This window comes from Pseudomonas sp. GD04091, assembly GCF_029836165.1.
Lineage (GTDB): Bacteria > Pseudomonadota > Gammaproteobacteria > Pseudomonadales > Pseudomonadaceae > Aquipseudomonas.
The window spans coordinates 439,316-464,397 of sequence record NZ_JAOEBG010000001.1; the positions used below are offsets into that span (position 1 = coordinate 439,316).

Consider the following 25,082-nt stretch of genomic DNA (forward strand, 5'->3'; position numbering starts at 1 on the left):
TGCCAGATGGTGATTCACCGTTTGCCCGCATGCCTGCCTGCAGCGCTCATCCACCAAGGCCGGATGAACTATCTTTAACTATCCTGAAACAGATAAACCATCTGGCCCGGAGTAATATCTGGACACGTTTTTCCAAAGGGATTTTCACTTGGCCGTAGCCCGCTCCTGCCTCGCGCTGATTGCACGAGGCACCCCATGACCACCCCCACTCCCGAAACCCAGGCACCGCTGACCGCGGCCTTGCCTGCGGCAGCACAACGCCTGCCCTGGCTGGAACGCCTGAGCAAGTACCGCCAGCCACTCGGCCTGGCGCTGACCCTGCTGCTGTTCGCCATGGGCTTGATCGCCTGCCGGCACCTGTTGAGCGAGCTGGACATCTATGCACTGCACGATGCCATGCTCAGTGTCCCGCCTCATGCACTGCTTGGCGCGCTGCTGGCCACCGTGGTCGGGTTCGTGATCCTGCTTGGCTACGAATGGTCGGCCAGCCGCTACGCCGCCGTTGAGCTCCCGCCGCGCACCCTGGTGCTGGGCGGTTTCAGTGCTTTCGCCATCGGCAACGCCATCGGCCTGTCGATGCTCTCGGGCGGTTCCGTACGCTATCGCCTGTATGCCCGCCAGGGGCTGGGGGCCGCGGAAGTGGCGCGCATGACGGTGTTCGCCAGCCTTTCACTGGGTTGCGCGCTGCCTCCGCTGGCGGCGATCGCCACGTTGAGCGACCTGCCGGCAGCCGCCACCGCGCTGCGCCTGCCCGCCCCGCTGCTGGGCGCAATCGCGGTGGCGGTACTGGTCGCGGCGCTGGCCCTGGTGCTTGGCCTTTACCGTCGTCGCTTGCCGGAACAACCATTGCCAGACAACCTGCTGGTGCAGTTCGGGCGCCGCACCCTGCGCCTGCCCGGTGCCCGCCTGACCGCCCTGCAACTGCTGATCACCGCGCTTGATGTTGCCGCCGCCGCGACCGTGCTCTATCTGCTGCTGCCGCAAGCACCGCCTTTCGGCGCTTTCGTACTCGTCTACCTGCTGGCCCTGGCCGCCGGCGTGCTCAGCCACGTGCCAGGCGGCGTGGGCGTGTTCGAGGCCATCCTGCTGGCCGCCTTCGCCAACCAACTGGGCGCGGCACCGTTGGCCGCCGCGCTGCTGCTGTACCGCCTGATCTATGTAGTGCTGCCTTTGCTGGTGGCCTGCGTGCTGCTGCTCGCCAACGAGGCCCGGCGCCTGCTGTTCGCCCAGCAAGCCATCCGCGCCGCCTCGGGCCTGGCGGCACCGGTGCTGGCGATCCTGGTGTTCCTGTCTGGCGTGGTGCTGCTGTTCTCCGGCGCCACCCCCGAGATCGATAGCCGCCTGGAGCACATGGGCTTCCTGATTCCTCATCGTCTGATCGATGCGTCGCACTTCGGCGCCAGCCTGATCGGCGTGCTCTGCCTGCTGCTCGCCCAAGGCCTGCGTCGACGCCTGTCGGCCGCCTGGCTGCTGACCACGGTACTGCTGCTGGTCGGCGCCGTGCTGTCGCTGCTGAAGGGCTTCGACTGGGAAGAAGCCACGCTGATGTGCTTCACCGCCGCCTTGCTCGCCCTGTTCCGTCGTTCGTTCTACCGCCCCAGCCGCTTGCTGGAGCTGCCCTTCTCGCCGGTTTACCTGGTAGCCAGCGCCTGCGTGGTCGGCGCCTCGGTGTGGTTGCTGCTGTTCGCCTACCAGGACGTGCCTTACACCCACAAGCTGTGGTGGCAGTTCACCCTGGATGCCGACGCCCCGCGCGGCCTGCGTGCTGCGCTGGGCAGCGCCGTGCTGCTGGTCGTCGTCGCCCTGACCTGGCTGCTGCGTACTGCCCGCCCAGTAATCCACCTGCCCAACGCCGAAGAGCTGCAGCGCGCCAACCAGATCCTGCTGGCCTCGGATCAGCCCGACGGTGGCCTGGCCCTGACCGGTGACAAGGCGCTGCTGTTCCACCCCAACGACAACGCCTTCCTGATGTACGCCCGTCGTGGCCGGAGCCTGGTGGCCCTGTACGACCCGATCGGCCCGGCCCAGGAGCGCGCCGAAATGATCTGGCAGTTCCGCGACCTGTGCGACCTGCATCACGCCCGCCCGGTGTTCTACCAGGTGCGCGCGGAGAACCTGCCGTTCTACATGGACATCGGCCTGACCGCGATCAAGCTGGGCGAAGAGGCCCGGGTCGACCTGCGCCAGTTCGACATCGAGGCCAAGGGCAAGGAGATGAAGGACCTGCGCTACACCTGGAATCGGGGTGGCCGCGACGGCCTGACGCTGGAAATCCACGAACCCGGCCACGCCCCCTTGGCGGAGCTCAAGGAAATCTCCGACGCCTGGCTCACCGGCAAGAACGTACGCGAGAAAGGCTTTTCCCTTGGCCGCTTCAGCCCCGAATACCTGCGGCACTTTCGCATCGCGCTGATCCGTTTCCAGGGACGCCCGGTGGCCTTCGCCAACCTGCTGGAAACCCACAGCAACGAACTGGCCAGCCTCGACCTGATGCGCGCCCACCCCGAGGCGCCGAAGCTGACCATGGAATTCATGATGATCGGCCTGATCCTTCACTATAAGAGCCACGACTATGGCCGCTTCAGCCTGGGCATGGTGCCCCTTTCCGGCCTGCAACCGCGCCGTGGTGCGCCCTTGACCCAGCGCCTGGGCTCGATGGTGTTCCAGCGTGGCGAGCAGCTCTACAACTTCCAGGGCCTGCGGCGCTTCAAGGACAAGTTCCAGCCGGACTGGGAACCCCGTTACATGGCTGTGCCGGCCGGGCTCGACCCGCTGGTGGCACTGGCTGACACTGCCGCCCTGATCGCTGGCGGCCTGACTGGATTGGTGAAACGTTGATGATCCGACGCTACTGGCTGTACGTACTGATTCCCCTGCTGCTGGCCGCGCTGGCCGCAGGCACGGCCTTCTGGCTGTGGACCCGCCCGGCGCCCGAGGCGCGCCTTGAGCACCTGACCCTGAGCGATGGCAGCCACCTGACCCGCGCCACTCCCGGCGTGCACGCCAAGTCCCGGGTGGCCATCGGCGTACCGCAGGATCAGGCCCTGACCGACAAGCAGCTGCTCGACCTGAGCCAGGCCGGCGAGGCCCAGCTGGTGCAGGTCATCCTGCCGCCCGCCGATTGCGCCAAGCAGCAAGCGGCGATGGACCAGGCCCTGACCCAGCTGGCCGACAAGCCGAGCCTGGTCGCCGGCATTGGCCCTGGCGCCAGCCAGGCCTGGCGCTGGCTGGCCAGCCAGGACAACGACAAGGCCCGCGCCATCTCGGTGGACTTCACCCTGGAGCAACCAGGCTGCCAGGCCGCCCTGCCCAAGTCCGCCGCCCATGGCCACTGGAACGTCGCCTGGAACGACAACCCGGATGACGCCAGCGCCGCCTTCGTGCGCGACCAGGCCAACGCCGAGACCAGCATCGCCGACTACGACATTCACCTGCCCCAGGTGCTCAAGGCTCAGCTGACCCAGGCCCTGGTCGGCCAGGACGGCAATGCCCTGGCCATTCCGGTGGTGGAAGTCCCGGCCGGCCAGACCACCGACACCGTGACCCTGTTCCTGTCCGGCGACGGCGGCTGGCGCGACCTGGACCGCGACGTCGCCGGCGAGATGGCCAAGCTCGGCTACCCGGTGGTCGGCATCGACACCCTGCGCTACTACTGGCAGCACAAGACCCCGGAACAGAGCGCCGCCGACCTGTCCGAACTGATGCAGCACTATCGCCAGAAATGGGGCACCAAGCGCTTCGTGCTGACCGGCTACTCGTTTGGCGCCGATGTGCTACCCGCCATCTACAACCGTCTGCCCGCGCAAGACCAGACGCGTATCGACGCAGTGATCCTGCTGGCGTTCGCTCGCAGCGGCAGCTTCGAGATCGAGGTTGAAGGCTGGCTGGGCAAGGAGGGCCAGGAGGCCCCGACCGGGCCGGAAATGGCCAGGCTGCCAGCGGCCAAGGTGGTGTGCATCTATGGCGTGGAAGAGACCGACGAAAGCGGCTGCACCGACAAGACCGCGGTGGGCGAGCGCATGAAGCTGCCGGGCGGTCATCACTTCGATGAAAACTACCCGGCCCTGGCCAAGCGCCTGATCGGCGAGATCGAGACCCGCCAGGGAAAGGCCAACGTCGCTGAAAAATGATGTGAAAGGGGCCGCTTCGCGGCCCTTTGCCCGGTCTAGATCTCGACCTGCGTCCCCAATTCGATCACGCGATTGAGCGGCAGGTTGAAGAACCGCAGGTTGCCGTTGGCGTTCTTCAGCAGGAATGCGAACAGATTCCCCCGCCAGCGCGACATCCCTTCCAGGCGCGACGCGATCACCGTCTCCCGGCTCAGGAAATAGGTGGTGCGCATCGGACTGAAGTCCAGCCCGTCCAGATGGCACAGCTTCAACGCCGCCGGCACGTCCGGTTCGTCCATGAAGCCGAAGTGCAACAGCACCCGGAAGAACCCGTCGCCATAGGCCTCCACCTCGAACCGTTCGGCCTCGGGCACCCGCGGCCGGTCCTCGCTGACCACTGTCAGCAGCACTACCTGGCTATGCAGCACCTGGTTGTGCAGCATGTTGTGCAGCAGGGCGTGGGGGACGGCATCCGGACGGGCCGTCAGGAACACGGCGGTACCCTCCACCCGGTGCGGCGGCTGTACGCGAATGCTGCTGATGAATACCGGCAACGGCAGCGCGCCCTCGTCGATGCGATCGACCAGGATCTGCTTGCCACGCTTCCAGGTGCTCATCAACACGAACAGCACGATCCCCGCCAGCACGGGGAAGGCACCGCCCTGGACGATCTTCGGCACGTTGGCGGCGAAGAACAGCCCGTCGACGAAGAGGAAGCCCACCAGCAACGGCACCGCCAGTACCGGTGGCCATTTCCACAGCAGCAACATGACCACGGCCACCAGGATGGTGGTCATCAGCATGGTGCCGGTGACCGCCACGCCGTAAGCGGCGGCCAGGGCGCCGGAGGACTCGAAGCCGATCACCAGCAGCACCACCCCGACCATCAGTGTCCAGTTCACCGCGCCAATGTAGATCTGCCCCTGCTCGTCGCTGGAGGTGTGCTGGATCTGCATGCGCGGCACATAGCCCAGCTGGATGGCCTGGCGGGTCAGGGAGAAGGCGCCGGAAATCACCGCCTGGGAGGCGATCACGGTGGCCATGGTGGCCAGCCCGACCAAGGGCAGCAGTGCCCAGCCCGGCGCCAGCAGGTAGAACGGGTTGCGCGCGGCTTCCGGATTCTGCAGCAGGATCGCGCCCTGACCGAAGTAGTTGAGCACCAGGGCCGGCAACACCAGCGCGAACCACGCCCGGGCGATGGGCTTGCGTCCGAAGTGCCCCATGTCGGCATACAGCGCTTCGGCGCCGGTCAGCGCCAGCACCACAGCCCCGAGAATCGCGACGCCCATGCCCGGGTGCACGATGAAGAAATTCACCGCCCAGCCCGGATTGAAGGCCTTGAGCACTTCCGGGCTCTGCAGGATGCCATGCACCCCCAGCGCCCCCAGCACCACGAACCAGGTGACCATGATCGGGCCGAACAGCTTGCCGATCTTCTCGGTGCCATGCTTCTGCACCAGGAACAGTGCCACCAACACCACCAGCGACAACGGCACCACCCAGTGGTCGATGCCGTCGAAGGCCAGGCCCATGCCCTCCACCGCCGACAACACCGACACCGCCGGGGTGATCATGCTGTCGCCGTAGAACAGCGAGGCGCCGACCAAGCCACAGCCGACCATGAGCGTGCGCAACCGCGGATACTGCGCCGTGGCCCGCCGCGCCAGCGCGGTGAGCGCCATGGTGCCGCCCTCGCCCTGGTTGTCGGCGCGCAGGATGAACATCACGTACTTGAACGACACCACCCACAGCAGCGACCAGAGGATCAGCGACAAGATGCCCAGCACGCCGTCGTGATGGACCTGTACGCCATAACCGCCGGTAAAGACCTCCTTGAGGGTGTACAGCGGGCTGGTGCCGATATCGCCATAGACCACCCCAACAGCTGCCACGAGCAGGCCCAGCGACCGCGTCGCGCCCTGCTTCCCCGCGTGCCCGCCCTCGGCGTGACTGCTTGCCTGAACCATCGACCACTCCCGCAGACGGCCTTGTAGACCGGTTGAATTCTCACCCGCGCGGGGACATCCCGAATGCCCCGGCACAACGGCGCGAAGCATAGCGCAGCGTTCGTCGTATTTCTGCTGGTCAAGCGTCCTTGTGCTCGCTAGAATTGCGCACTTTTTGATCAGAGGCGCCGAAAGCGCCCCCCAGGATCGCCCCCGTTACCGGTCGGGCGACCTGTATTCAATACCGAGGTTAGCCATGTCCACCACTCCCGCCACCCCGAAGGTCGGCTTCGTTTCCCTGGGTTGCCCCAAGGCCCTGGTCGATTCCGAGCGCATCCTGACCCAGCTGCGCATGGAGGGCTACGAAGTCGTGCCCACCTACGAGGACGCCGACGTGGTGGTGGTCAACACCTGCGGCTTCATCGACAGCGCCAAGGCCGAGTCGCTGGAAGTGATCGGCGAAGCGATCAAGGAGAACGGCAAGGTCATCGTCACCGGCTGCATGGGTGTCGAGGAAGGCAGCATCCGCGACGTGCACCCGAGCGTGCTGTCGGTCACCGGCCCGCAGCAGTACGAGCAAGTAGTCAACGCGGTGCACGAAGTGGTGCCGCCACGCCAGGACCACAACCCGCTGATCGACCTGGTGCCGCCGCAGGGCGTCAAGCTGACCCCGCGCCACTACGCCTACCTGAAGATTTCCGAAGGCTGCAACCACAGCTGCAGCTTCTGCATCATCCCGTCGATGCGCGGCAAGCTGGTCAGCCGCCCGGTCGGCGAGGTGCTGAGCGAAGCCGAGCGCCTGGTCAAGGCCGGCGTCAAGGAGATCCTGGTGATTTCCCAGGACACCAGCGCCTACGGCGTCGACGTCAAGTACAAGACCGACTTCTGGAACGGCCGCCCGGTCAAGACCCGCATGCTCGAGCTGTGCGAGGCCCTGAGCAGCCTGGGCGCCTGGGTGCGCCTGCACTACGTGTACCCATACCCGAACGTCGACGACGTGATCCCGCTGATGGCCGCCGGCAAGATCCTGCCGTACCTGGACATCCCGTTCCAGCACGCCAGCCCCAAGGTGCTCAAGTCGATGAAGCGCCCGGCCTTCGAAGACCGTACCCTGGCGCGCATCAAGAACTGGCGCGAACAGTGCCCGGAGCTGGTGATCCGCTCGACCTTCATCGTCGGTTTCCCCGGCGAGACCGAGGAAGACTTCCAGTACCTGCTCGACTGGCTGACCGAAGCACAACTCGACCGCGTCGGCTGCTTCCAGTACTCGCCGGTCGAGGGCGCCCCGGCCAATGACCTGGGCCTGGAAGAAGTACCGGACGACGTCAAGCAGGAGCGCTGGGACCGCTTCATGGCCCACCAGCAGGCCATCAGCGCCGCCCGCCTGCAGCAGCGTATCGGCAAGGAGATCGAAGTGCTGATCGACGAAGTCGAGGAGCAGGGTTCGGTGGGGCGCAGCTTCTTCGACGCACCGGAAATCGACGGCAGCGTGTTCATCGATGGCGACCACGGTTTCAAGCCGGGCGACAAGGTGCGTTGCCGCATCGTCGACGCCGACGAGTACGACATGTGGGCCGAGCCGGTCTGACCGCACACCCTTGATTGGGGCTGCGCTGCAGCCCATCGCGGGCAAGCCCGCCCGCACAACCCTGTACGATGGGCCGCCAAGCGGGCCATCGTACAGGCCTGATCACCTGGCGGCGCAGTGTTTTGCATCTATGGTTGTGCAAAGGCCATTCGACGCACAGGAGCCGATCAGGATGAAGGCACCGCTGACGCTGCAGACTCCCCGCTATGCCGACTACCCGCAACTGGCCCGGATCTGGGAAGCCTCGGTGCGCGCCACCCATGACTTCCTGCCCGAACACTACATCCTGCTGCTGCGCGACCACGTGCTGCACAAGTACCTGGACGCGGTGATGCTGGTCTGCTGCAGGGACAGCAAGCAGCGCATCCTCGGCTTCGCCGGTGCGGCCAATGGTCGCGTCGACCTGCTGTTCGTCGATCCCGAGTTCCGTGGCCAGGGCGTCGGCCAACGTCTGCTGCAGCATGCCGTGGCCGAGCTGAATGCCGAACGCCTGGACGTCAACGAGCAGAACTCGCAGGCCCTGGGCTTCTACCTGCACGAGGGTTTCGAGGTGGTTGGCCGTTCGGACACAGACGGCCTGGGCCAACCCTATCCGTTGCTGCACATGAGGCTGGCGCATCCACCGTCCTGGTCTGCCCCGAAGTGGCGCAAATGACAGCGATTGGCCGGCGCAACCCTGCTGGGGCAGGTACAATGCAGCCTTTTCCCGCCGCGTGAATCAATTGTCCATGTCCGAACCCATTCGCCTGTCCAAACGCCTGATCGAACAGCTTGGCTGCTCCCGCCGAGAGGCTGAACTGTACATCGAGGGAGGCTGGGTCACGGTCGACGGCGTGGTGGTCGAGCAACCGCAGTTCAAGGTCCTCGCGCAACGTGTCGAACTGCTGCCTGGTGCCCGTGCCGAAGCCCTCGAGCCGGTCACCTTGCTGCTCAACCAGCTCGCCGGCCAGGACATGGCAAGCGCCCAGGCCAGCATGACCATGGCCAGCCTCAGCGAAGCCCACCGTGAAACAGTGCGCCCGCTGCACGGTCATTTCACCCGGCAGTCCTGCATCGCCCCGCTGTTGCCCGGCGCCAGCGGCCTGCAGCTGTTCACCCAGGACTGGCGGGTGACCCGCAAACTCGACGCCGACCTGCGCCGCATGGAACAGGAATACATCGTCCAGGTCAGCGGCGAGACCAAACCAGGAGCGCTGGAGCGCCTGGCCCGCGGCGTGGAGCGCAAGGGCGTCGAGCTGCCACGGGCCAAGGCCAGCTGGCAGAACGAACAGCACCTGCGCATGGTCCTGAAGAACCCGCAACCCGGGCAGATCGAACAACTGTGCGAAACCGCCGGCCTGAAGGTACTGGGCATGCGCCGTATCCGCCTGGGCGGGGTATCCATGGGCAAGCTGCCATTGGGGCAGTGGCGCTATCTGACCGCCACCGAACGCTTCTAGCATCACCGCCGCGCCCGACAGCGCGGCACTTGAACAGGATTCGCTGCAATGAACCACAACGATGTACTGCGCAGCCTGCGCTACATGCTCAAGGTCAACGACCAGAAGATGGCTGAGATCATCGGGCTGTCCGGCCTGCAGGTGACCGCCGAGGCTGTCGCCGGCTACGTGAAGAAGGAAGAGGAACCTGGCTTCGTCCGCTGCCCCGAAAAGGTCATGGCGCATTTTCTCGATGGCCTGGTGATCCATCGTCGCGGACGCGACGACAGCCGCCCGGCGCAGCCGATCGAGGTGCCGGTGACCAACAACACCGTCCTCAAGAAGCTGCGCGTGGCCTTCGAACTGAAGGAGGACGACCTGCATGCGGTGCTCAAGGCGGTCAACTTCCCGGTCTCCAAGCCCGAGCTGAGCGCGCTGTTCCGCAAGGTCGGCCACGACAACTACCGCCCCTGCGGCGACCAGTTGCTGCGTAACTTCCTCAAGGGCCTCACCCTTCGCGTGCGCGGCTGAGCCGTGATGCAGCATACCGTCTCACCGGTCGGCATCGTCCACTCCTGCTTCAAGGAGAAGTTCGCCATCCCACGCCAGCCACAGCTGGCGCCGGCCGCCCGTGGCGTGCTGGAGCTGCTGCCGCCCTTTGACCAGGGCGATGCCGTCGAAGGCCTGGAACAGGTCAGCCATGTATGGCTGCTGTTCCTGTTCCATCAGGCACTGGAAGACAAGCCACGCCTGAAGGTGCGGCCACCGCGCCTGGGCGGCAACAAGAGCATGGGGGTGTTCGCCACCCGGGCTACCCACCGCCCCAATGGCATCGGCCAGTCGGTGGTGCGCCTGGAAGGCGTCGAGCCGGGGCGTTTGCTGCTGTCAGGGATCGACCTGCTAGACGGTACGCCGGTGCTGGATATCAAGCCTTACGTGCCGTATGCCGACAGCATTGCCGGCGCGAGCAACCTGATGGCCAATGATGCACCAGAGGCGATTGCCGTCCAATGGAGCGAAAGCGCCCTGCCCCAAGCCCGCGACCATGCACTGCGCCTGGATCAGCCACTGGTGGAGCTGATCGAACAGTGTCTTGCGCAGGACCCGCGACCGGCCTACCAGGTACCGCCTGCGGAGCGGGTCTACGGGGTGAAGTTCTGGGATGTGCAGGTCAGGTGGCACTATCCGCACCGGGATCGGATCCGGGTGCTGGAAGTGGTGCGCGAAAGCTGAAGCGCTTTCGTTTTCAGGCCCGGCCATTTCACGGGTAAACCCGCGAAGAGGCCGGCACTGGCAACCTCGATCTTGCAGGCATAAAAAAACGCAGACTCAGGTCTGCGTTTTTCATCAGCGCGACTCGCCTTACTTCTCGACGAAAGCACGCTCGATCAGGTAGTCGCCCGGCTCGCGCATGCGCGGGGAGATCTTCAGGCCGAAGCTGTCGAGCACTTCACTGGTCTCGTCGAGCATGCTCGGGCTGCCGCAGATCATTGCACGGTCATCCTGCGGGTTGATCGGTGGCAGGCCGATGTCACTGAACAGCTTGCCACTGCGCATCAGGTCGGTCAGACGGCCCTGGTTCTCGAACGGCTCGCGGGTCACGGTCGGGTAGTAGATCAGCTTGTCACGCACGGCGTCGCCGAAGAATTCGTTCTGCGGCAGGTGCTCGGTGATGAACTCGCGGTAGGCCACTTCGTTCACGTAACGCACGCCGTGGACCAGGATCACCTTTTCGAAGCGCTCGTAGGTCTCGGGATCCTGGATCACGCTCATGAACGGTGCCAGCCCGGTACCGGTGCTCAGCAGGTACAGGTGCTTGCCCGGGTTCAGGTCATCCAGCACCAGGGTGCCGGTCGGTTTCTTGCTGATGATGATCTCGTCGCCTTCCTTCAGGTGCTGCAGCTGGGAGGTCAGTGGACCGTCCGGCACCTTGATGCTGAAGAACTCCAGGTGCTCTTCCCAGTTCGGCGAAGCGATGGAATAGGCGCGCATGAGCGGGCGGCCACTGTCCTGTTGCAGGCCGATCATCACGAACTGACCGTTCTCGAAGCGCAGGCCCGGGTCGCGGGTGCACTTGAAGCTGAACAGGGTGTCGTTCCAGTGGTGCACACTGAGGACACGTTCGTGGTTCATGTTGCTCATCGATGGGGCTCCTGAAGGAAAACGCGGCGCGCGCAGGACGCGCAGTTGCGCGATAGTTTAGGGGCAGCGACAATATCTGTTAACTGAATTATCAAGATATGTGTTATCGGTTATATAGATATGCGATTCACACTTCGTCAGCTCCAGGTCTTCGTCGCCGTCGCCCAGCACCAGAGTGTGTCCCGGGCCGCTGGCGTGCTGGCCTTGTCACAATCGGCCGCGAGCACATCGATCACCGAACTGGAGCGCCAGTCCAGCTGCCAGCTGTTCGACCGCGCCGGCAAACGCCTGAGCCTCAACGCCCTGGGTCATCAACTGCTGCCCCAGGCGGTCGCCCTGCTCGACCAGGCCAAGGAAATCGAGGACCTGCTCAATGGCAAGTCGGGCTTCGGCTCGCTCGCGGTGGGCGCCACCCTGACCATCGGCAACTACCTCGCCACACTGCTGATCGGCAGCTTCATGCAGGTACATCCGGAGAGCCAGGTCAAACTGCATGTGCAGAACACTGCGCATATCGTGCAACAGGTAGCCCACTACGAAATTGACCTGGGTCTAATCGAAGGTGACTGCAACCATCCCGATCTGGAGGTGCAGCCCTGGGTGGAGGATGAGCTGGTGGTGTTCTGCGCACCGCAGCATCCGCTGGCCAAGGTCGGCCACGCGGATATCGAGCAGCTTTCCCATGAGGCCTGGATTCTGCGCGAGCAAGGCTCTGGCACACGCCTGACCTTCGATCAGGCCATGCGCCACCACCGCGCCAACCTGAACATCCGCCTGGAGCTGGAACACACCGAGGCGATCAAGCGTGCCGTGGAATCGGGCCTGGGCATCGGCTGCATCTCACGCCTGGCGCTGCGCGACGCATTCCGCCGCGGCAGCCTGGTGGCGGTGGAAACCCCGGCCCTGGACTTGTCGCGGCAGTTCTACTTCATCTGGCACAAGCAGAAGTACCAGACGTCGGCCATGCGTGAATTTCTCGAGCTGTGCCGCAGCTTCACCGCCGGCGTGCACCGCAGTGACGAGATCGTTCTGCCGCCGATCGCCTAGCCGAGCAGGATCACGCCCCAGACCACCGCGACCATGGTCATCGCCACCAGCTGCGCGGCGCTGCCCATGTCCTTGGCGTTCTTCGACAACGGATGGCGATCGAGAGAGATGCGGTCGATCGCCGCTTCCACCGCCGAGTTGAGCAACTCGACGATCAGCCCAAGCAGGCACACGGCGATCAGGATGGCCCGTTCGGCGCGGCTGACCGGCAACCAGAAGGCCGTCGGGATCAGCAACACGTTGAGCAACACCAGTTGCCGAAAGGCCGCCTCGCCCTTGAAGGCGGCGCGCAGGCCGTCAAGCGAATAACCCGCGGCGTTGAAGATGCGTTTGAGGCCGGTCTGGCCCTTGAATGGCGACATGGGTGTCACTTCACCGTTGAAAGGCCGGAAGGCTAATCCAGCGCGGGTCAAAAAAGCGTGAATGCTCGGGCACTTAGCTGGCCGAAACCGATTCAAGTTGTTGCAACAGCAGCGCCGCCTGGGTCCGCGTGCGCACCCCCAGCTTGCGGAAGATCGCCGTCACGTGGGCCTTGATGGTCGCTTCCGAAACATTGAGCTCGTAGGCGATCTGTTTGTTCAGCAGACCTTCGCAGACCATGGTCAGCACCCGGAACTGTTGCGGCGTCAGGCTGGCCAGCCCCTCGCTCGCGGCCTTGGCTTCCGCCGAGACATCGACCTTGTCGAACGCTTGCGGTGGCCACCAGACATCACCGTCGAGGACCTTCTGCACGGCGTCCTGGATGACCTCCAGATTACTCGACTTGGGAATGAAACCGCTGGCGCCGAACTCGCGGGACTTCACCACCACCGCCGCCTCTTCCTGTGCCGAGACCATCACCACCGGAATCTGCGGGTACTGCCCACGCAGCAGCACCAGCCCCGAGAAGCCGTAGGCGCCGGGCATGTTCAGGTCCAGCAGGACCAGGTCCCAGTCCGCTTTCTCGCTCAGGCGGGTTTCCAGTTCGGCGATGCTCGCCACCTCCACCAGACGCACGTCCGGGCCCAGACCGAGGGTGACGGCCTGGCGCATCGCGCTGCGGAACAAGGGGTGGTCATCGGCAATCAGGATTTCGTATGTGGCCATCGATCTATGGATCCTGTTCTGTGCCAGGCGCAAGGGGGTATGGGAAACGCCTGGCGGGCAACTCATGGCGCGAACGGCAGGGCCGCCGGCCGGGATGGCACGGCGAAGTCCGGGATAACAGCAGCTTCGTCGTGCCCGAAGCGGCGCCAAGGATGCCGAGCGGGTCCCGGGTGGTCAAGCCAAACCCGGTCGCTCCGCCCACCCTGGCTGCCAGCCCCGACAGTATGAACCAATCCGTCGCGCCTGCCCCTTGGACTATAGGAAGGTATGCAAACGCTGGTGGATCTCGTCCTGCTCGTCCAGTGGCAGGCGGCGCTTGCCGCTGAGGTAGTGCAGGCTGAACAGATCGAGGTAGGCGTCCAGCGCCTGCGAGGCCTGGTTGTCCCCCGCCAGGTCCAGGCACATGGCGGCCACTTCGGCGGTGCAGAAGTGGTCGTCGCGCTTGGAGCGGCGCAGGCGGTAGCGCGACATCTGCTCGGCCTGCAGGCTCAACACGGGGAATTTGTCGAGGTAGGGGCTCTTGCGAAACATCTTGCGCGCTTCGGTCCAGGTAGCGTCGAGCAGGATGAACAGCGGGCGTTTGCCCGGCTCGCGCAGCACTTCGCCGACCACCCGCTCCTGGGCCACGAACTCGCCCGGGAAGACGATATAGGGCTGCCACTGCGGATCCTCGAGCAGCGCCAGCAGGCGCTCGTCCACGGAGGTGCGCAGCCAGCCGAACGCCGAGGTGTCCTCGATCAGGTCGGCGATCAGCCAGCCGGTGTTGGTCGGTTTCAGCGGCTCGGTGTCGTGCATCAGCAGGCAGACACCGGACTGCGCCTGGACCCGCGGTTTCCAGGCGCACAGACAATGGGTGGCGATGACCCGGCAGTCCGGACAGCGTTCGGCGCGCGAACCACGGGCGATGAAAGGTTTGTTGCTGCGGGCCAGGCGCTCGGCGCGCAGGCGCGCTACCGCGTGGCTCATGGCTGCAGGCCTTGGCAGGAAGATGGGAGAGGCACAGGGGATGACTCGGTCAAGACAAAGCGCCAGTCTACCAGAGCACACGTCATTTGCCGTGCAGCCCTGCCAGCGGCTCCTTTATAATCGCGGTCTTTGGCGGCCTGGAAACCTGCGGTTTCATGGAACGCCGCCCGCCGGCGCCGGTCAAAGCGCCAGTCATCGAACCAGGAGAGATTCATGCTGCGTCTTATCGCCCCGACCCTGAGCCTGCTGCTCGCCCTGCCCCTGGCCGCACAGGCTGCCTCCAAGCAGGAATACGAGCTCACCCAGATGCTGCAGAAGGTCGCCAAGGAAAGCAGCGTCGGCACCCCTCGGGCCATCAATGAAGACATTCTCGACCAGGGCTATACCGTCGAGAAAGGCAAGGCGCTGGTCAATCACCTGAGCGTGCGCGCGGAGCATGCCGAACGTATGAAGGCCAACCCGCAGCAGGTTCGCAGCCAACTGGGCAACAGCGTATGCCGCAACACTGGGTACCGCCAGTTGATGTCCAAGGGTGCAGTGATGGTCTACCGCTTCAGTGTGTACAAGACCAACCAGCCGGTCATGGACCAGGCCTTCGACGCCGCCAGTTGCGTAGCCGGCACCAAGGGAAAGTGATTCAGGCGACCTGATCGCTGTCACTGGCGCGCCGCTGCTCCTCATCGGCGCGCAACTCGGCCAACAGGGCCTGGAAATAACGCGAATGCCTCGTATCGCCCTCCAGGCGACGCAGGCACTCGCCCTCCAGGCTCAAACGATGTTCCTGTGCCGATCGTTCCAGCAACTTCAATAGTTGCCCATCCACCTCGATCACCAGCCGATGCATACCGCCACCTCCGCGCATCGTGCTCCGCTATCCCCAGTAAACCAAAGCTCCAGACAGCTTGGATCCGATCCGACCAGCGGTTCTCTCAGGCCCGAGGGCGGCGCGAATCCGCGCCAGCGTCTAGATTGAAAGCGAGTACCCAACACAACGACAACAAGATGGAATTGCCACTGCACCACGGCCTTGAAGGCCTACTGCAACGCTTGAGGCTCACACTCAGGCCACAGCAGCCAGCGACACACGCAGTGTCGCGGCCGGGACACACCATCGGCCCGGTCAGAGGTTTTGCTGCAGAAGGAGACGTTGAATGCCTTATCAACCGAACGAGCTGTTGTTCAACCACTTCCGGGACAACGGCATCGACTTGAGCAAGATCGACGAACAACTGCAACTGGTCGCCCCGAACAGCCCCAACCTGCCGCTGTACCGCGACATGATGCTGACCGTCCTGCGCATGGCCCATGACGACCGCAACCGCTGGAACGCCAAGATCACCCTGCAGGCCCTGCGCGAACTCGACCACGCCTTCCGCATCCTTGAACGCTACAAGGGTCGACGCAAGGTCACAGTATTCGGCTCGGCGCGCACGCCACTGGAGCATCCGATGTATGCGCTGGCGCGCGAGCTGGGCGCCACCTTGGCGCGTTCGGACCTGATGGTGATCACCGGAGCCGGCGGCGGCATCATGGCCGCCGCCCATGAAGGCGCCGGTACCGAGCACAGCCTCGGCTTCAACATCACCCTGCCCTTCGAGCAACACGCCAACGCCACGGTCGACGGCACCGACAAACTGCTGCCATTCCACTTCTTCTTCATTCGCAAACTGTTCTTCGTCAAGGAGGCGGACGCGCTGGTGCTGTGCCCTGGCGGCTTCGGAACCTTGGACGAGGCCCTTGAAGTGCTGACCTTGATCCAGACTGGCAAAAGCCCGCTGGTGCCAGTGGTGCTGCTCGACTCGCCCGGTGGCAGCTTCTGGCAGGACGCCCTGGACTTCATCAGTCGCCAGCTCGAAGAGAATCGCTACATCCTTCCCAGCGATCTCAAGCTGGTGCGCCTGGTACATAGTGCCGACGAGGCGGTGGAGGAAATCAACCAGTTCTACAGCAACTACCACTCCAGCCGCTGGCTGAAGAACCAGTTCGTGATCCGCATGCATCACCCGCTAAGCGACGCGGCACTGCATGACGTGGAGGAAGGTTTCGCCGACTTGCGCCTGAGCGGCAGGTACCACCAGCAAGCCGACAGCGGCAACGAGCGCGAGGAAGGCAACTTCAGCCACCTGACACGCCTGACCTTCGCCTTCAATGGTCGCGATCAGGGTCGCTTGCGCGAGCTGGTGGACTTCATCAACTTGCCGGAGAACTGGGCCAAACCGCAGCCGATGCACACCACCCAGCGAGCACGGGAAGCCCTCAGGGTGAACTGAACGCAAAATGCCCTGCATGGCTGACACGCGTGCGTGCCAGCCATGCAGGGCATCAATAGTCGTCCAGATCGCGACCGCTGAGCAGCCGGCCGATCAGATCCATGGGGAAACCACGGTAGGCGAGAAAACGGGTTTGCTGGGCCCGGCTGCGCGGATCCTGAGGGCGTTGCCCGGCAAATTTGCGCTGCCAGACATCTCGCAATTGCGCCGTCCAGTCCACCCCGCTCTCGCGAAGGGCCTGGTCGATATCACCTCGATTCAAGCCACGCTGACCAAGCTCCTCGCGAATACGCGCAGGGCCATAGCCGGCACTGGATCGATAGCGAATGAAACTCTCGAGATAGCGGGCTTCACTGAGCAGCCCTTCTTCAGCCAGCTGATCGAGCGCGGGCTCGATCAGCTCATCTGGAGCACCGCGCTGGCGCAGTTTGCGCGTCAGCTCGACGCGACCGTGCTCGCGGCGGGCGAGCAGGTCCATGGCAGTCCGCCGAACAGCGACGGGGGTGTCGAGTACGACGGACATGGGGCAGATCAATAACCGGCGTCGGCGTCAGCCATGTCGTCGGCATCGGCCTCAGCGGCAGCGGCCTTGCCAGCGGTAGCTACGGCATTGGTGGTGAGCAGCTTCTCGCGGATCTGCTTCTCGATCTCTGCGCCGATGGCCGGGTTCTCTTGCAGGTACTTGGCAGCGTTAGCCTTGCCTTGGCCGATCTTGTTGCCCTGGTAGCTGTACCAGGCACCGGATTTTTCCACCAGGCCCTGGGAAACACCCAGGTCGATGATTTCACCGTTGCGGTAGATGCCCTTGCCGTAGAGGATCTGGAACTCGGCCTGGCGGAACGGTGGCGAAACCTTGTTCTTGACGATCTTGACGCGGGTTTCGCTGCCGACCACCTCGTCGCCTTCCTTGACCGCGCCGGTACGACGGATGTCCAGACGCACCGAGGCGTAGAACTTCAGGGCGTTACCACCGGTGGTGGTTTCCGGGCTGCCGAACATCACACCGATCTTCATGCGGATCTGGTTGATGAAGATGACCAGGCAGTTGGCATTCTTGATGTTACCGGTGATCTTACGCAGCGCCTGGGACATCAGGCGGGCCTGCAGGCCGACATGCATGTCGCCCATCTCGCCTTCGATTTCGGCCTTGGGCACCAGGGCCGCCACGGAGTCGACGATGATCACGTCCACGGCGTTGGAACGCACCAGCATATCGGTGATTTCCAGGGCCTGTTCACCGGTGTCGGGCTGCGAGACCAGCAGGTCGTCGACGTTGACGCCCAGCTTGCCGGCGTACTCGGGATCAAGGGCGTGTTCGGCGTCGACGAAGGCGCACGTGGCACCGTTTTTCTGGGCTTCGGCGATGACCGACAGGGTCAGCGTGGTCTTGCCCGAGGATTCCGGACCATAGATTTCGACGATACGGCCCTTCGGCAGGCCACCAATGCCCAGCGCGATGTCCAGGCCCAGGGAGCCGGTGGAGATGGCGGGGATGGCCTGACGCTCGTGGTCACCCATGCGCATGACTGCGCCCTTGCCGAATTGGCGTTCGATTTGACCCAGGGCCGCAGCCAAGGCGCGCTTCTTGTTGTCGTCCATTGAAATCCTCACGTGATCGACTTAGGCCCTGGGGCCGGAACAACTGTATAAGTAGCCAGTATTATTCCACAGGGATTCGTTTCCGCAAACCCCCGCTGGGCGATTTACTCGGCACCAAGCTGTAACAAGCCGTCTAGCGCGGCGATCACCGTCTGTCGACGGACCGCTTCACGGTCGCCATCGAAGTGGCGCCGCTCGCTGCTGACATGACTGCCGTCGGCCCACGCCAGCCAGACCGTGCCCACCGGTTTGGCCGGCGAGCCGCCGTCGGGGCCGGCCACGCCGCTCACCGCCACGGCGAAGCGCGCGCCGCTGGCCGCCTGGGCGCCACGGACCATCGCCTCGACCACTTCCTGGCTGACCGCGCCGACCTGGGCGAACAATGGCTCGGGGACACCCAGCTGGCGGGTCTTCTGGGCATTGGAATAGGTCACATATCCCGCCTCGAACCAGGCCGAGCTGCCGGGAACGCGGGTGATGGCCTCGGCAATGCCGCCGCCCGTGCAGGACTCGGCGGTGCTCACCTGGGCCTTGAAGCGCCGCAGGTGCTCGCCCAGGCGAGTGGAAAGAACGGTGATCGGGTCCATGGCAGGCTCCTGGTTGGGACTGCGCATACCCTAACACCCACCACGGCCACCAGCACGCCGCGCGAGCCACTGGCCCGGGTAATGCACGAACAGGGCGTAGCTGCCCATGACCACGAGCTCGATCACCCACATCGCCGCCGCGGCATAGAAGGGATACAGCACTGGATACCGACCGAAGACACGAAACTTGGAACGCTGCAGGGCAAAGTCCGTATAGCTGAAATAGTGCTGGTGGATGACCAGCGCCGTGAGCGCCAGCCAGCCAGCAAGGAACAGCAGCCAGCGGTGCAAGGCCAGGGCAGGCATCTGCTCGATCGGCCGCAGGTGCCGACGCCACACCACGATCAACCCCAGCGCGCCAGGCAGCGCGGCGATGGCGATGTAGTTGGCGACCGCCTTGGACATCAGGGGGAACTCCGATGACCAGGGGCCGACACGCCCCAGCAGATGGTCATCGAGAAACCGCTCCAGCGCGATAGCCGCGTCCCCCTCGGCGAACGCTGGCACCCAGAAGGCCAGCAGGAACACCGGCAATGCGCCGAGGGCGATGACCAGCCACTGCGCCAGACGAGAGGGCGAATGCTTCGCGGCCGATTTCATGCAGTCCTTGCTCCCGGCAATGTGTAAGGCACGCCATTATGCCGTGATCCCCATCAGCGGTCAGGTTGCGCAAGCGCACGCAGATGATCCTGGCAGGCGCGCAAGGCGATCAGTCCGCGATCGCCGTCGTCGGTGATGGCGATAATTCGTCGAGCATTCTGCGGGTCAAGTCGGGCGCGTACGGGGCCATGATCCAGGCCGCTGGTAGCGGTGGCGGCAGGCACTGTGGTGCAACTGGCGTCGCGCTCGACCAGGACCGACAGGCGCAGATCGGCAGTAGCAAGGCGATCACGCAGACGGGCTTGAGATTGTTGAGCATCGTTGAGCTCCTGGAAATGTTTCGCTTCACTATCCTGCAGACGCCGCTCGAGGCTCAGGCGCCGCTCACGCTCGGCCAGCATCAGGCGGTGCAGCGCCTCGGCCTGGTCGAGGCGTTGGCGCACCAATTCCTGTTCCTGTTCGGCCAACTGCTGCCCCAGGCGCCAGCTCTGGACCTGCCAGGCCACTGCCGCGCACAGCAGCATCAGCACCCCGCAGAGCCCAAGCCGCAGGCGGTTCAACACAACACCTCGCGCGCCCTTCCCCAGAGTTCGAGGCGATCCGACAGGCCATTCAACCCGCCATTGATATGCCGGGTGATCCGGTTGAACTCGCCCTGATCAGCCAGCGCGTTGAGGCCGCGCGAATGCCAGAACCAGGCCGCCGACTCGCAGGCCCAGCGCGGTTGCTCGAGGATCTGCGGCTGCGCCAGCAAGCGTTCGTCACCGAACAGTGCCCGGCTGCAGGCTTGGTAGTTGTTGCGCCCGGTCACCTGGATCAGGCCACGACCGCAATAGCGCTGGCCGTCGCCATCGGCCTCGGGGGTGTTGCCCAGGCGCAACGCCAGGCTGCCGATGTCGTAGCGCGCCAGGTAACGGTCGTTGCCCAGTTCCTTGACGTAACGCAACTGGCCGGACTCGTGACCGACCTGGGCCAGGAATGCGGCGATGCGCTTGGGGTGGTCGATTTCCCAATTGGCCATGGCCGTGTTGAGGGCGGGAAGGAAGGTCACGGCGCGCTGGCCGGCGAGCGGGTAGATCTGGCGAAGTTGTTGTTCAGTGAGCAGCATCGATGGCTTCTCCATTGCGGTCTGATCGAACGGCGGACGCGGCCGCCATGGGTTCGCTCATGGGCGATGGCTCGAAGCGCGTGGCTTTCACATGATTCAAGGTACGACACCGGCCGCACTTGATCTGGAGCTCGGAAACGGGGGTGATGCGGGCCAGCAGCTTGTTGCACTGGCCGCAGCGTAGATCGATGAACATGGGCTGGTCCTGACGGTTCGAAGGTCACCTCCGATCAAGAGGTAAGTCACTCATGTACTGCCCTTCCTGGTCGGCCCGCCGATTGAGCGACGACTATAGGAATTGCCCTCGGCCACAGGCACCGGGAAAGCCTCTCCTTGCCCATCAGGCCTTGAGCGCCCCACTGCGATACGGCGCCGCGCCCTTGGCCCGCGCCTTGCCCTGGCGCCCGCCGTTGCACTGCACGGTGGTACGCCAGCCAGTGCCGGTGAACATCTGCTCCACCGATTCGATCAGATACACGCCATCCAGCCCGGCGAGAAAACCGCTGGTCTCGATGCTGCGCTCGGCGAACAGGTCGGTGCGTCCCGGCATGTCCAGACGAACGCTGGCGCTATCGCGGTTGAAGCTGGCCAGTCGCGCCCGGACGGCTTGCTCGGCGGCAGCGCGGTTGGGGTAAAGGTGGCGGTCGGTATACACCGGCTGCACCCCCTGCGGCGCGTCGCCATTGACCAGTTCCACGGCCTGCAGACGACCGCTGGCGCTGTCCGGGTGCCGGGCCCTGACTGCTTTGTGGGTGTTCTTGTCCGCCAGCCTGAACTGCCACTGGCTGACATCGGCACGGGCAATGGTCACCACGCCCAAAGGCTTGCCACTGGCGCTCTGCCCGCCCTGGCGCGGCATCACCAGCAATTGCCCGTTGGCGAGCTTGGCGGTGCAGTCGTGCAGTCGGGCCAGGCGAGTGATGAAGTTGAAATCCGACTCGCTGTACTGATCGACCCGCGGCACCAACGCAGCCACCGGGCACACCGCCTGCCAGCCGTTGCGCGCGGCGATTTCGGCGACGATGCGCTGCAGCGTCACGTTTTCCCAGCTGCCGCTGCGGATGGTCTTGCCAGTGCCGCGCAGGTCGCTGGCCTTGCCGCGGATCACCAGGGTGTCGGGCGGGCCGGACAACTCGACCTCATCCACGGTATAGCGGCCCAGGCGGCTCAAGGGTCGCCCGGCATAACCCAGGTGAACCTCGAGCAACGCGCCCCTGGCCGGTAGCGCCACGGCGCCATCGCGGGCGTCGATGCGCAGTTCGAACTCATCCGACTCCATGCTAGGTTTATCGGTGGTGCGTAACGACAGCAAACGGTCATTGATCAACGTGGTGATGTCGTTGCCGTCGGCGATGATGCGAAATTGAGGTTGCATGGTTCAGGCTCCACGGTTGCTTTGAAACGCGTCACCGCGCTGCGCGTCGACGGCATGTCAGTCCCACAGCTGGACGGCGTCGCTCGCCGCCAGCGGCAGCTCCGGCAACAGAATCCTCACACCGGCACGAAACGGCTGCGCCTCGTCCGCCAACCCCGGGTTGGCGTCCAGCACGGCCTCCACCGTGCCGGTCAGGTGCCCGTAGTAGTGCTGACAGAGGGTGTCGAGCAGGTCGCCCTCAGACGTTTTGCAGGTCCTGGCCATAGCTGACGAACTCCAATGAAAAACCTTGTTTGCGCGCAATGCCGCCAGCCAGCAGCACGCTCTGCTCTTCCTCGATGCTGGCCAGGCACCAGGTGCCGAGCACCTCGCCGTAGCCGGTGGTCAACGACAACGGCAGCAACTGGCGACCAATGCCGCGCAGCGTCTGCAACTGACCGATTCCGCCCTTGAACCCGGGGAAGATCGCGCCACGGATGGTGATGCTTTCCTCGCCCAGGCTGACGGCCTGCTGGGCACTTGCACGGCTCAGTCGCTCCTGCCCGGCCCAGCGAAAGCGCGTCTGCCGGCGCAACTGGTCGAAGGCCGCGGTGTCGAGGTTGAAGTAGTAGGGCGTGGCCCCGACCTTCAAGGGTTGCAGCACCAGCAGGTGCGGGAACGGCTTGACCGCTTCGGCGGCCGGCGTGGTCATGGGCGCGAAGCCCAGCGTCGACAGCACGCCATCGACGGTCGAGCGCACCTCCCCCGCCACCCGGCGTATCGCCGTCCCGGCCTTGACCACATGCCCGGCGAAGGCATCGATGCGCTCACGCACCTGGCGTACCACGCCAAGCGCCTGGTCATATCTGGCCAGTACCTTGGACACTTGCGCCTGAGCCGTGGCAATCGCCCGCATCGTGCGCTGCAACCTGGCGCCGATGACCGGCCCGACCACCGGCAGCCCTTCCAGCTCGGCGACCGCACCCCGCACATGGTCGATCGCCTCGTTCACTGGATCGAGCATGGCGTCGGCACGCCGACGCCCTGCCTCTCCCGCCTTGACCAGGGCCTGCAGCGTGGCTTGCAGCTGCTCCAGATAGGTCATGGTTCCTCCTGTTCAGAATGCATTGGGGTGGTCGGCCAGCTGTGCGTTGTAGGCCTGCCTCTGCAGGTCCTGCATCACGCGCCGGACCGATTCCTCGAGTTGCTGGGCGAGCTGGTTGGGCGCATCCACGCTGCCCTGCACGGTGATGGGCATGTTCGCGGTGAAGGTGAACTGCTGGGTGGTCGGTTGCGCGGGCATGCCTCGATTCGCCGGAGGCTGCATGGCCTCCGGCAGCGTCACCGGCGCAGGCGGCACATTCGCCAGCGTAATCGCCCCGAACTCCGCGGCGCGCTCGGAGAAGTACTTGCTCACCGGTGTGGCGGCCGGCGTACCTGCCCCAAACACTGTCCGTGGCGCCGTGCCTCCAATGGCGGGCACTTCGACGGCTGCCCGCGGCGCCGGCACAAAGCTGGACACGGTTGACAAGCGCTGTCTGGCGATCCGTTCGCCAACCTGCTCATCGAGCACTTCACGTTTCGGCACGAGTGTCACCTCGCGTGGATCACGCAGGGAGACCGACGGGCCAAGCAGTCCATTTGCCCGCGAGAGCGGCTCAAACTCGGCGGCGCGCTCGACAAAGTATTTGCCTGCCGACGCCACAGGAGGCGTGCCCGGCGCAAGTGCCAGCGGCCCCGTGGCAATACCTCCAGCAGATGTATTGATGGGCTTTCCAGGCCCAGGCGAAGCATCCGACGATGTTGACGAAAGCGGCCTGATGCTCCGGCTGCCCTCCGACTCGTCGATGAGCCCGCGTGCCGGCATGCGGCCATCCTGATGCGTGTCACGCTGGGCGATCGATGCTCCAGGCTTGTCACTGAAGAGCGTCTTGCCGACCCATCCCCCAACCACACCACCCACCTTGTCACCGACCGCGTTGCCTATCAGCATCGCGACCGGCGGCCCGACGATGCCGCTGAGGAACAAGCCCCCCAACGCGGTGCCTACCGCGCCGCCTATCGCACCGCCATAGCCTGCCCCCTTTTCCTCGGGCGTCTTGGCGGTGGCATAGGTGTAGGCCGCCTTCACTCCAGCCTCTACCCACGGCAGCTTGCCGGGTGCCTTGAAGGCCTCCTTCAGCCTGGCCAGGCGCCCCGCAGAAGGATTGATGCCAGTGGGCGCCGGTCCGGCGTCCGCGCCCAGTGGAAAAGGCTCGTCCAGCGCCAGGCTGCCTTTGCCACGCCCCAGGCGACGCAGCCGGTCTCGGTGCCTGAAGGCGGCCGCCCCCGCGCCTATCCCCGCGGCACCAGCCAAGGTGCCCCACAAGGTGGTCGCCGGCGATGGCGAACTGGCCATCGTCGGTGCCGACTGCCCGCTGCCGGCATCAGGTTGTGGCGCGTTGCCAGACGTGGCCATCAGCCCCTTGCCCAACGCACCGCCGACCTTGTCGCCGGCAAAGCCCAGCATCATCGAGGCGGCAGGGGCTCCCACCTTGAGGCTCCTACCCAGCATGGCGCCCGTCACGGTACCGATGAAACCACCTGCGGCGCCCCCCACGCCCTCGCCTTTCTGCTCCGGGGTGGAGGCGGTGGTCGCCGTGAAGGCAAGCTTCATCAACGCATCCAGCCCTGCCATGCCACCCGCCGATTTGCCGGCCTGCAGCGCCTGCGCCCACCGCCCCGGCTCCGCAGGCCTTGGCACCGGCGCCGGTGTCGCATCCGCGCCGAGTGGATAATCGTCCCTACCCAGGGCGCGATCATCGTTACCAATGACCAGCGCCGGCAGGTACACGGTGCCAGGGCTGGCGGATGCGCTGATCCGGGCTCCGTCAGGATGCCCCTCGCTGTCAGTCGAACCGCCCGTGCCGCTTCGCGTTCTGCCGATCATCGCAGGTACCTGGGCGGCGCCCTTCGCCGCCAGGTAACCGCCGCCCGCGATCAGGATCGATGCCCCCGCATCGCGTACCGCCTGGCCGACCTCGGGTACCAATCCAGGTTCCGAGGGGGCCTTCCAGGCATTCAGGGCCCGAGCCAGAAGACCGTTTTGTTGCTCAAGCAGTCCGACCTGCCGTTGCTGCGCTTGCAAGGACTCGGGCTGCTCGTCCTTCTCCCGTACCGCCTCCGTTTCCTGCGCAGGCGCCCCCTCACTGTCTACCCCACCAGGGTCGGGCGACCGCTGGGTGATACCCAGCATCCTCGCGGGCACCGTGCTGCCACGCAG

General features: G+C 65.0%; 27 protein-coding genes. 10 read left to right on the plus strand and 17 right to left on the minus strand.

Features of this window, described 5'->3' with window-relative positions; translation table 11 throughout:
• Positions 1 to 195 precede the first annotated feature (195 nt).
• Positions 196 to 2,838 (plus strand): bifunctional lysylphosphatidylglycerol flippase/synthetase MprF, encoded by a 2,643-nt coding sequence (mprF, locus tag N7422_RS02035; protein WP_279804893.1) that lies wholly within the window; start codon positions 196 to 198, stop codon positions 2,836 to 2,838.
• The gene (locus tag N7422_RS02040; RefSeq protein WP_279804894.1) at positions 2,838 to 4,130 is read left to right on the plus strand and encodes an AcvB/VirJ family lysyl-phosphatidylglycerol hydrolase; all 1,293 of its coding nucleotides are present in this window, start codon (positions 2,838 to 2,840) and stop codon (positions 4,128 to 4,130) included. Before mprF ends, N7422_RS02040 begins: the two co-directional genes overlap by 1 nt.
• Before the next feature lie 35 nt (positions 4,131 to 4,165).
• Here N7422_RS02040 and N7422_RS02045 read toward each other — a convergent pair whose 3' ends face one another.
• On the minus strand, positions 4,166 to 6,076 hold the full coding sequence (locus N7422_RS02045) for a potassium transporter Kup (RefSeq protein ID WP_279804895.1): 1,911 nt from the start codon (positions 6,074 to 6,076) through the stop codon (positions 4,166 to 4,168).
• A gap of 235 nt (positions 6,077 to 6,311) precedes the next feature.
• On the opposite strand from N7422_RS02045, the gene rimO reads away from it, so the two are divergent.
• The 5 genes from rimO to tsaA all read left to right on the plus strand — a co-directional run bounded on the left by rimO (position 6,312) and on the right by tsaA (position 10,294).
• Positions 6,312 to 7,643 carry a 30S ribosomal protein S12 methylthiotransferase RimO gene (gene rimO, locus N7422_RS02050; protein ID WP_279804896.1) on the plus strand — a complete coding sequence of 444 codons (1,332 nt, stop codon included), beginning with the start codon at positions 6,312 to 6,314 and terminating at the stop codon, positions 7,641 to 7,643.
• Between the two features lie 172 nt (positions 7,644 to 7,815).
• Positions 7,816 to 8,298, plus strand: a complete 483-nt coding sequence (locus N7422_RS02055) for a GNAT family N-acetyltransferase (RefSeq protein ID WP_279804897.1) — start codon at positions 7,816 to 7,818, stop codon at positions 8,296 to 8,298.
• Positions 8,299 to 8,371: 73 nt separating this feature from the next.
• A complete protein-coding gene (locus N7422_RS02060; RefSeq protein WP_279804898.1) occupies positions 8,372 to 9,082 on the plus strand; it encodes an rRNA pseudouridine synthase in 711 nt (236 codons plus the stop codon).
• 48 nt (positions 9,083 to 9,130) lie between these two features.
• Complete coding sequence (locus tag N7422_RS02065; RefSeq protein ID WP_279804899.1) at positions 9,131 to 9,592, plus strand: DUF1456 family protein; 462 nt, start codon at positions 9,131 to 9,133, stop codon at positions 9,590 to 9,592.
• Positions 9,593 to 9,598: 6 nt separating this feature from the next.
• The gene (gene tsaA / locus N7422_RS02070) at positions 9,599 to 10,294 is read left to right on the plus strand and encodes a tRNA (N6-threonylcarbamoyladenosine(37)-N6)-methyltransferase TrmO (protein ID WP_279804901.1); all 696 of its coding nucleotides are present in this window, start codon (positions 9,599 to 9,601) and stop codon (positions 10,292 to 10,294) included.
• Positions 10,295 to 10,423: 129 nt separating this feature from the next.
• On the opposite strand, the gene fpr is transcribed toward tsaA, so the two are convergent.
• Positions 10,424 to 11,203, minus strand: a complete 780-nt coding sequence (gene fpr, locus N7422_RS02075; RefSeq protein ID WP_028690607.1) for a ferredoxin-NADP reductase — start codon at positions 11,201 to 11,203, stop codon at positions 10,424 to 10,426.
• A 120-nt stretch (positions 11,204 to 11,323) separates the two neighbouring features.
• On the opposite strand from fpr, the gene finR reads away from it, so the two are divergent.
• Complete coding sequence (gene finR, locus N7422_RS02080) at positions 11,324 to 12,250, plus strand: LysR family transcriptional regulator FinR (protein WP_279804902.1); 927 nt, start codon at positions 11,324 to 11,326, stop codon at positions 12,248 to 12,250.
• Here finR and N7422_RS02085 read toward each other — a convergent pair.
• The 3 genes from N7422_RS02085 to N7422_RS02095 all read right to left on the minus strand — a co-directional run bounded on the left by N7422_RS02085 (position 12,247) and on the right by N7422_RS02095 (position 14,302).
• Positions 12,247 to 12,621 carry a diacylglycerol kinase gene (locus N7422_RS02085; protein ID WP_279804903.1) on the minus strand — a complete coding sequence of 125 codons (375 nt, stop codon included), beginning with the start codon at positions 12,619 to 12,621 and terminating at the stop codon, positions 12,247 to 12,249. The two genes, finR and N7422_RS02085, sit on opposite strands and share 4 nt — an antisense overlap.
• 64 nt (positions 12,622 to 12,685) lie before the next feature.
• On the minus strand, positions 12,686 to 13,336 hold the full coding sequence (gene erdR / locus N7422_RS02090; RefSeq protein WP_279804904.1) for a response regulator transcription factor ErdR: 651 nt from the start codon (positions 13,334 to 13,336) through the stop codon (positions 12,686 to 12,688).
• 255 nt (positions 13,337 to 13,591) lie between these two features.
• The gene (locus tag N7422_RS02095) at positions 13,592 to 14,302 is read right to left on the minus strand and encodes a DTW domain-containing protein (protein ID WP_279804905.1); all 711 of its coding nucleotides are present in this window, start codon (positions 14,300 to 14,302) and stop codon (positions 13,592 to 13,594) included.
• Between the two features lie 213 nt (positions 14,303 to 14,515).
• On the opposite strand from N7422_RS02095, the gene N7422_RS02100 reads away from it, so the two are divergent.
• On the plus strand, positions 14,516 to 14,938 hold the full coding sequence (locus N7422_RS02100; protein WP_279804906.1) for a quorum-sensing-regulated virulence factor family protein: 423 nt from the start codon (positions 14,516 to 14,518) through the stop codon (positions 14,936 to 14,938).
• 1 nt (position 14,939) lies between these two features.
• Here the strand turns inward: N7422_RS02100 and N7422_RS02105 are convergent, their stop codons facing one another.
• Positions 14,940 to 15,146 carry a hypothetical protein gene (locus N7422_RS02105; protein ID WP_279804907.1) on the minus strand — a complete coding sequence of 69 codons (207 nt, stop codon included), beginning with the start codon at positions 15,144 to 15,146 and terminating at the stop codon, positions 14,940 to 14,942.
• A 307-nt stretch (positions 15,147 to 15,453) separates the two neighbouring features.
• Here N7422_RS02105 and N7422_RS02110 point away from each other — a divergent pair, with 307 nt between their 5' ends.
• Positions 15,454 to 16,572 (plus strand): LOG family protein, encoded by a 1,119-nt coding sequence (locus N7422_RS02110; protein ID WP_279804908.1) that lies wholly within the window; start codon positions 15,454 to 15,456, stop codon positions 16,570 to 16,572.
• Positions 16,573 to 16,624: 52 nt separating this feature from the next.
• Here N7422_RS02110 and recX read toward each other — a convergent pair whose 3' ends face one another.
• From recX to N7422_RS02165, 11 genes are all read right to left on the minus strand, one after another.
• Positions 16,625 to 17,095 carry a recombination regulator RecX gene (gene recX / locus N7422_RS02115; protein WP_279804909.1) on the minus strand — a complete coding sequence of 157 codons (471 nt, stop codon included), beginning with the start codon at positions 17,093 to 17,095 and terminating at the stop codon, positions 16,625 to 16,627.
• Positions 17,096 to 17,103: 8 nt separating this feature from the next.
• Positions 17,104 to 18,171 (minus strand): recombinase RecA, encoded by a 1,068-nt coding sequence (gene recA, locus N7422_RS02120; protein WP_279804910.1) that lies wholly within the window; start codon positions 18,169 to 18,171, stop codon positions 17,104 to 17,106.
• A 104-nt stretch (positions 18,172 to 18,275) separates the two neighbouring features.
• Positions 18,276 to 18,758: a nicotinamide-nucleotide amidohydrolase family protein gene (locus tag N7422_RS02125; RefSeq protein ID WP_279804911.1), complete on the minus strand. Its 483-nt coding sequence runs from the start codon at positions 18,756 to 18,758 to the stop codon at positions 18,276 to 18,278.
• Positions 18,759 to 18,788: 30 nt separating this feature from the next.
• The gene (locus tag N7422_RS02130) at positions 18,789 to 19,358 is read right to left on the minus strand and encodes a hypothetical protein (protein ID WP_279804912.1); all 570 of its coding nucleotides are present in this window, start codon (positions 19,356 to 19,358) and stop codon (positions 18,789 to 18,791) included.
• A 53-nt stretch (positions 19,359 to 19,411) separates the two neighbouring features.
• Entirely contained in the window at positions 19,412 to 19,918 is a 507-nt protein-coding gene (locus N7422_RS02135; protein WP_279804913.1) for a lysis system i-spanin subunit Rz, read from the minus strand.
• Positions 19,915 to 20,466: a glycoside hydrolase family 19 protein gene (locus tag N7422_RS02140; RefSeq protein WP_279804914.1), complete on the minus strand. Its 552-nt coding sequence runs from the start codon at positions 20,464 to 20,466 to the stop codon at positions 19,915 to 19,917. The genes N7422_RS02135 and N7422_RS02140 overlap by 4 nt, the downstream gene beginning before the upstream one ends.
• Positions 20,453 to 20,662 (minus strand): Com family DNA-binding transcriptional regulator, encoded by a 210-nt coding sequence (locus tag N7422_RS02145; protein ID WP_279804915.1) that lies wholly within the window; start codon positions 20,660 to 20,662, stop codon positions 20,453 to 20,455. Before N7422_RS02145 ends, N7422_RS02140 begins: the two co-directional genes overlap by 14 nt.
• A 144-nt stretch (positions 20,663 to 20,806) precedes the next feature.
• A complete protein-coding gene (locus tag N7422_RS02150) occupies positions 20,807 to 21,841 on the minus strand; it encodes a contractile injection system protein, VgrG/Pvc8 family (RefSeq protein ID WP_279804916.1) in 1,035 nt (344 codons plus the stop codon).
• Positions 21,842 to 21,898: 57 nt separating this feature from the next.
• A complete protein-coding gene (locus N7422_RS02155) occupies positions 21,899 to 22,105 on the minus strand; it encodes a tail protein X (RefSeq protein ID WP_279804917.1) in 207 nt (68 codons plus the stop codon).
• Positions 22,080 to 22,925 carry a phage tail protein gene (locus N7422_RS02160; RefSeq protein ID WP_279804918.1) on the minus strand — a complete coding sequence of 282 codons (846 nt, stop codon included), beginning with the start codon at positions 22,923 to 22,925 and terminating at the stop codon, positions 22,080 to 22,082. The genes N7422_RS02155 and N7422_RS02160 overlap by 26 nt, the downstream gene beginning before the upstream one ends.
• 12 nt (positions 22,926 to 22,937) lie before the next feature.
• Positions 22,938 to 25,055: a hypothetical protein gene (locus tag N7422_RS02165; RefSeq protein WP_279804919.1), complete on the minus strand. Its 2,118-nt coding sequence runs from the start codon at positions 25,053 to 25,055 to the stop codon at positions 22,938 to 22,940.
• Between the last annotated feature and the right edge of the window lie 27 nt (positions 25,056 to 25,082).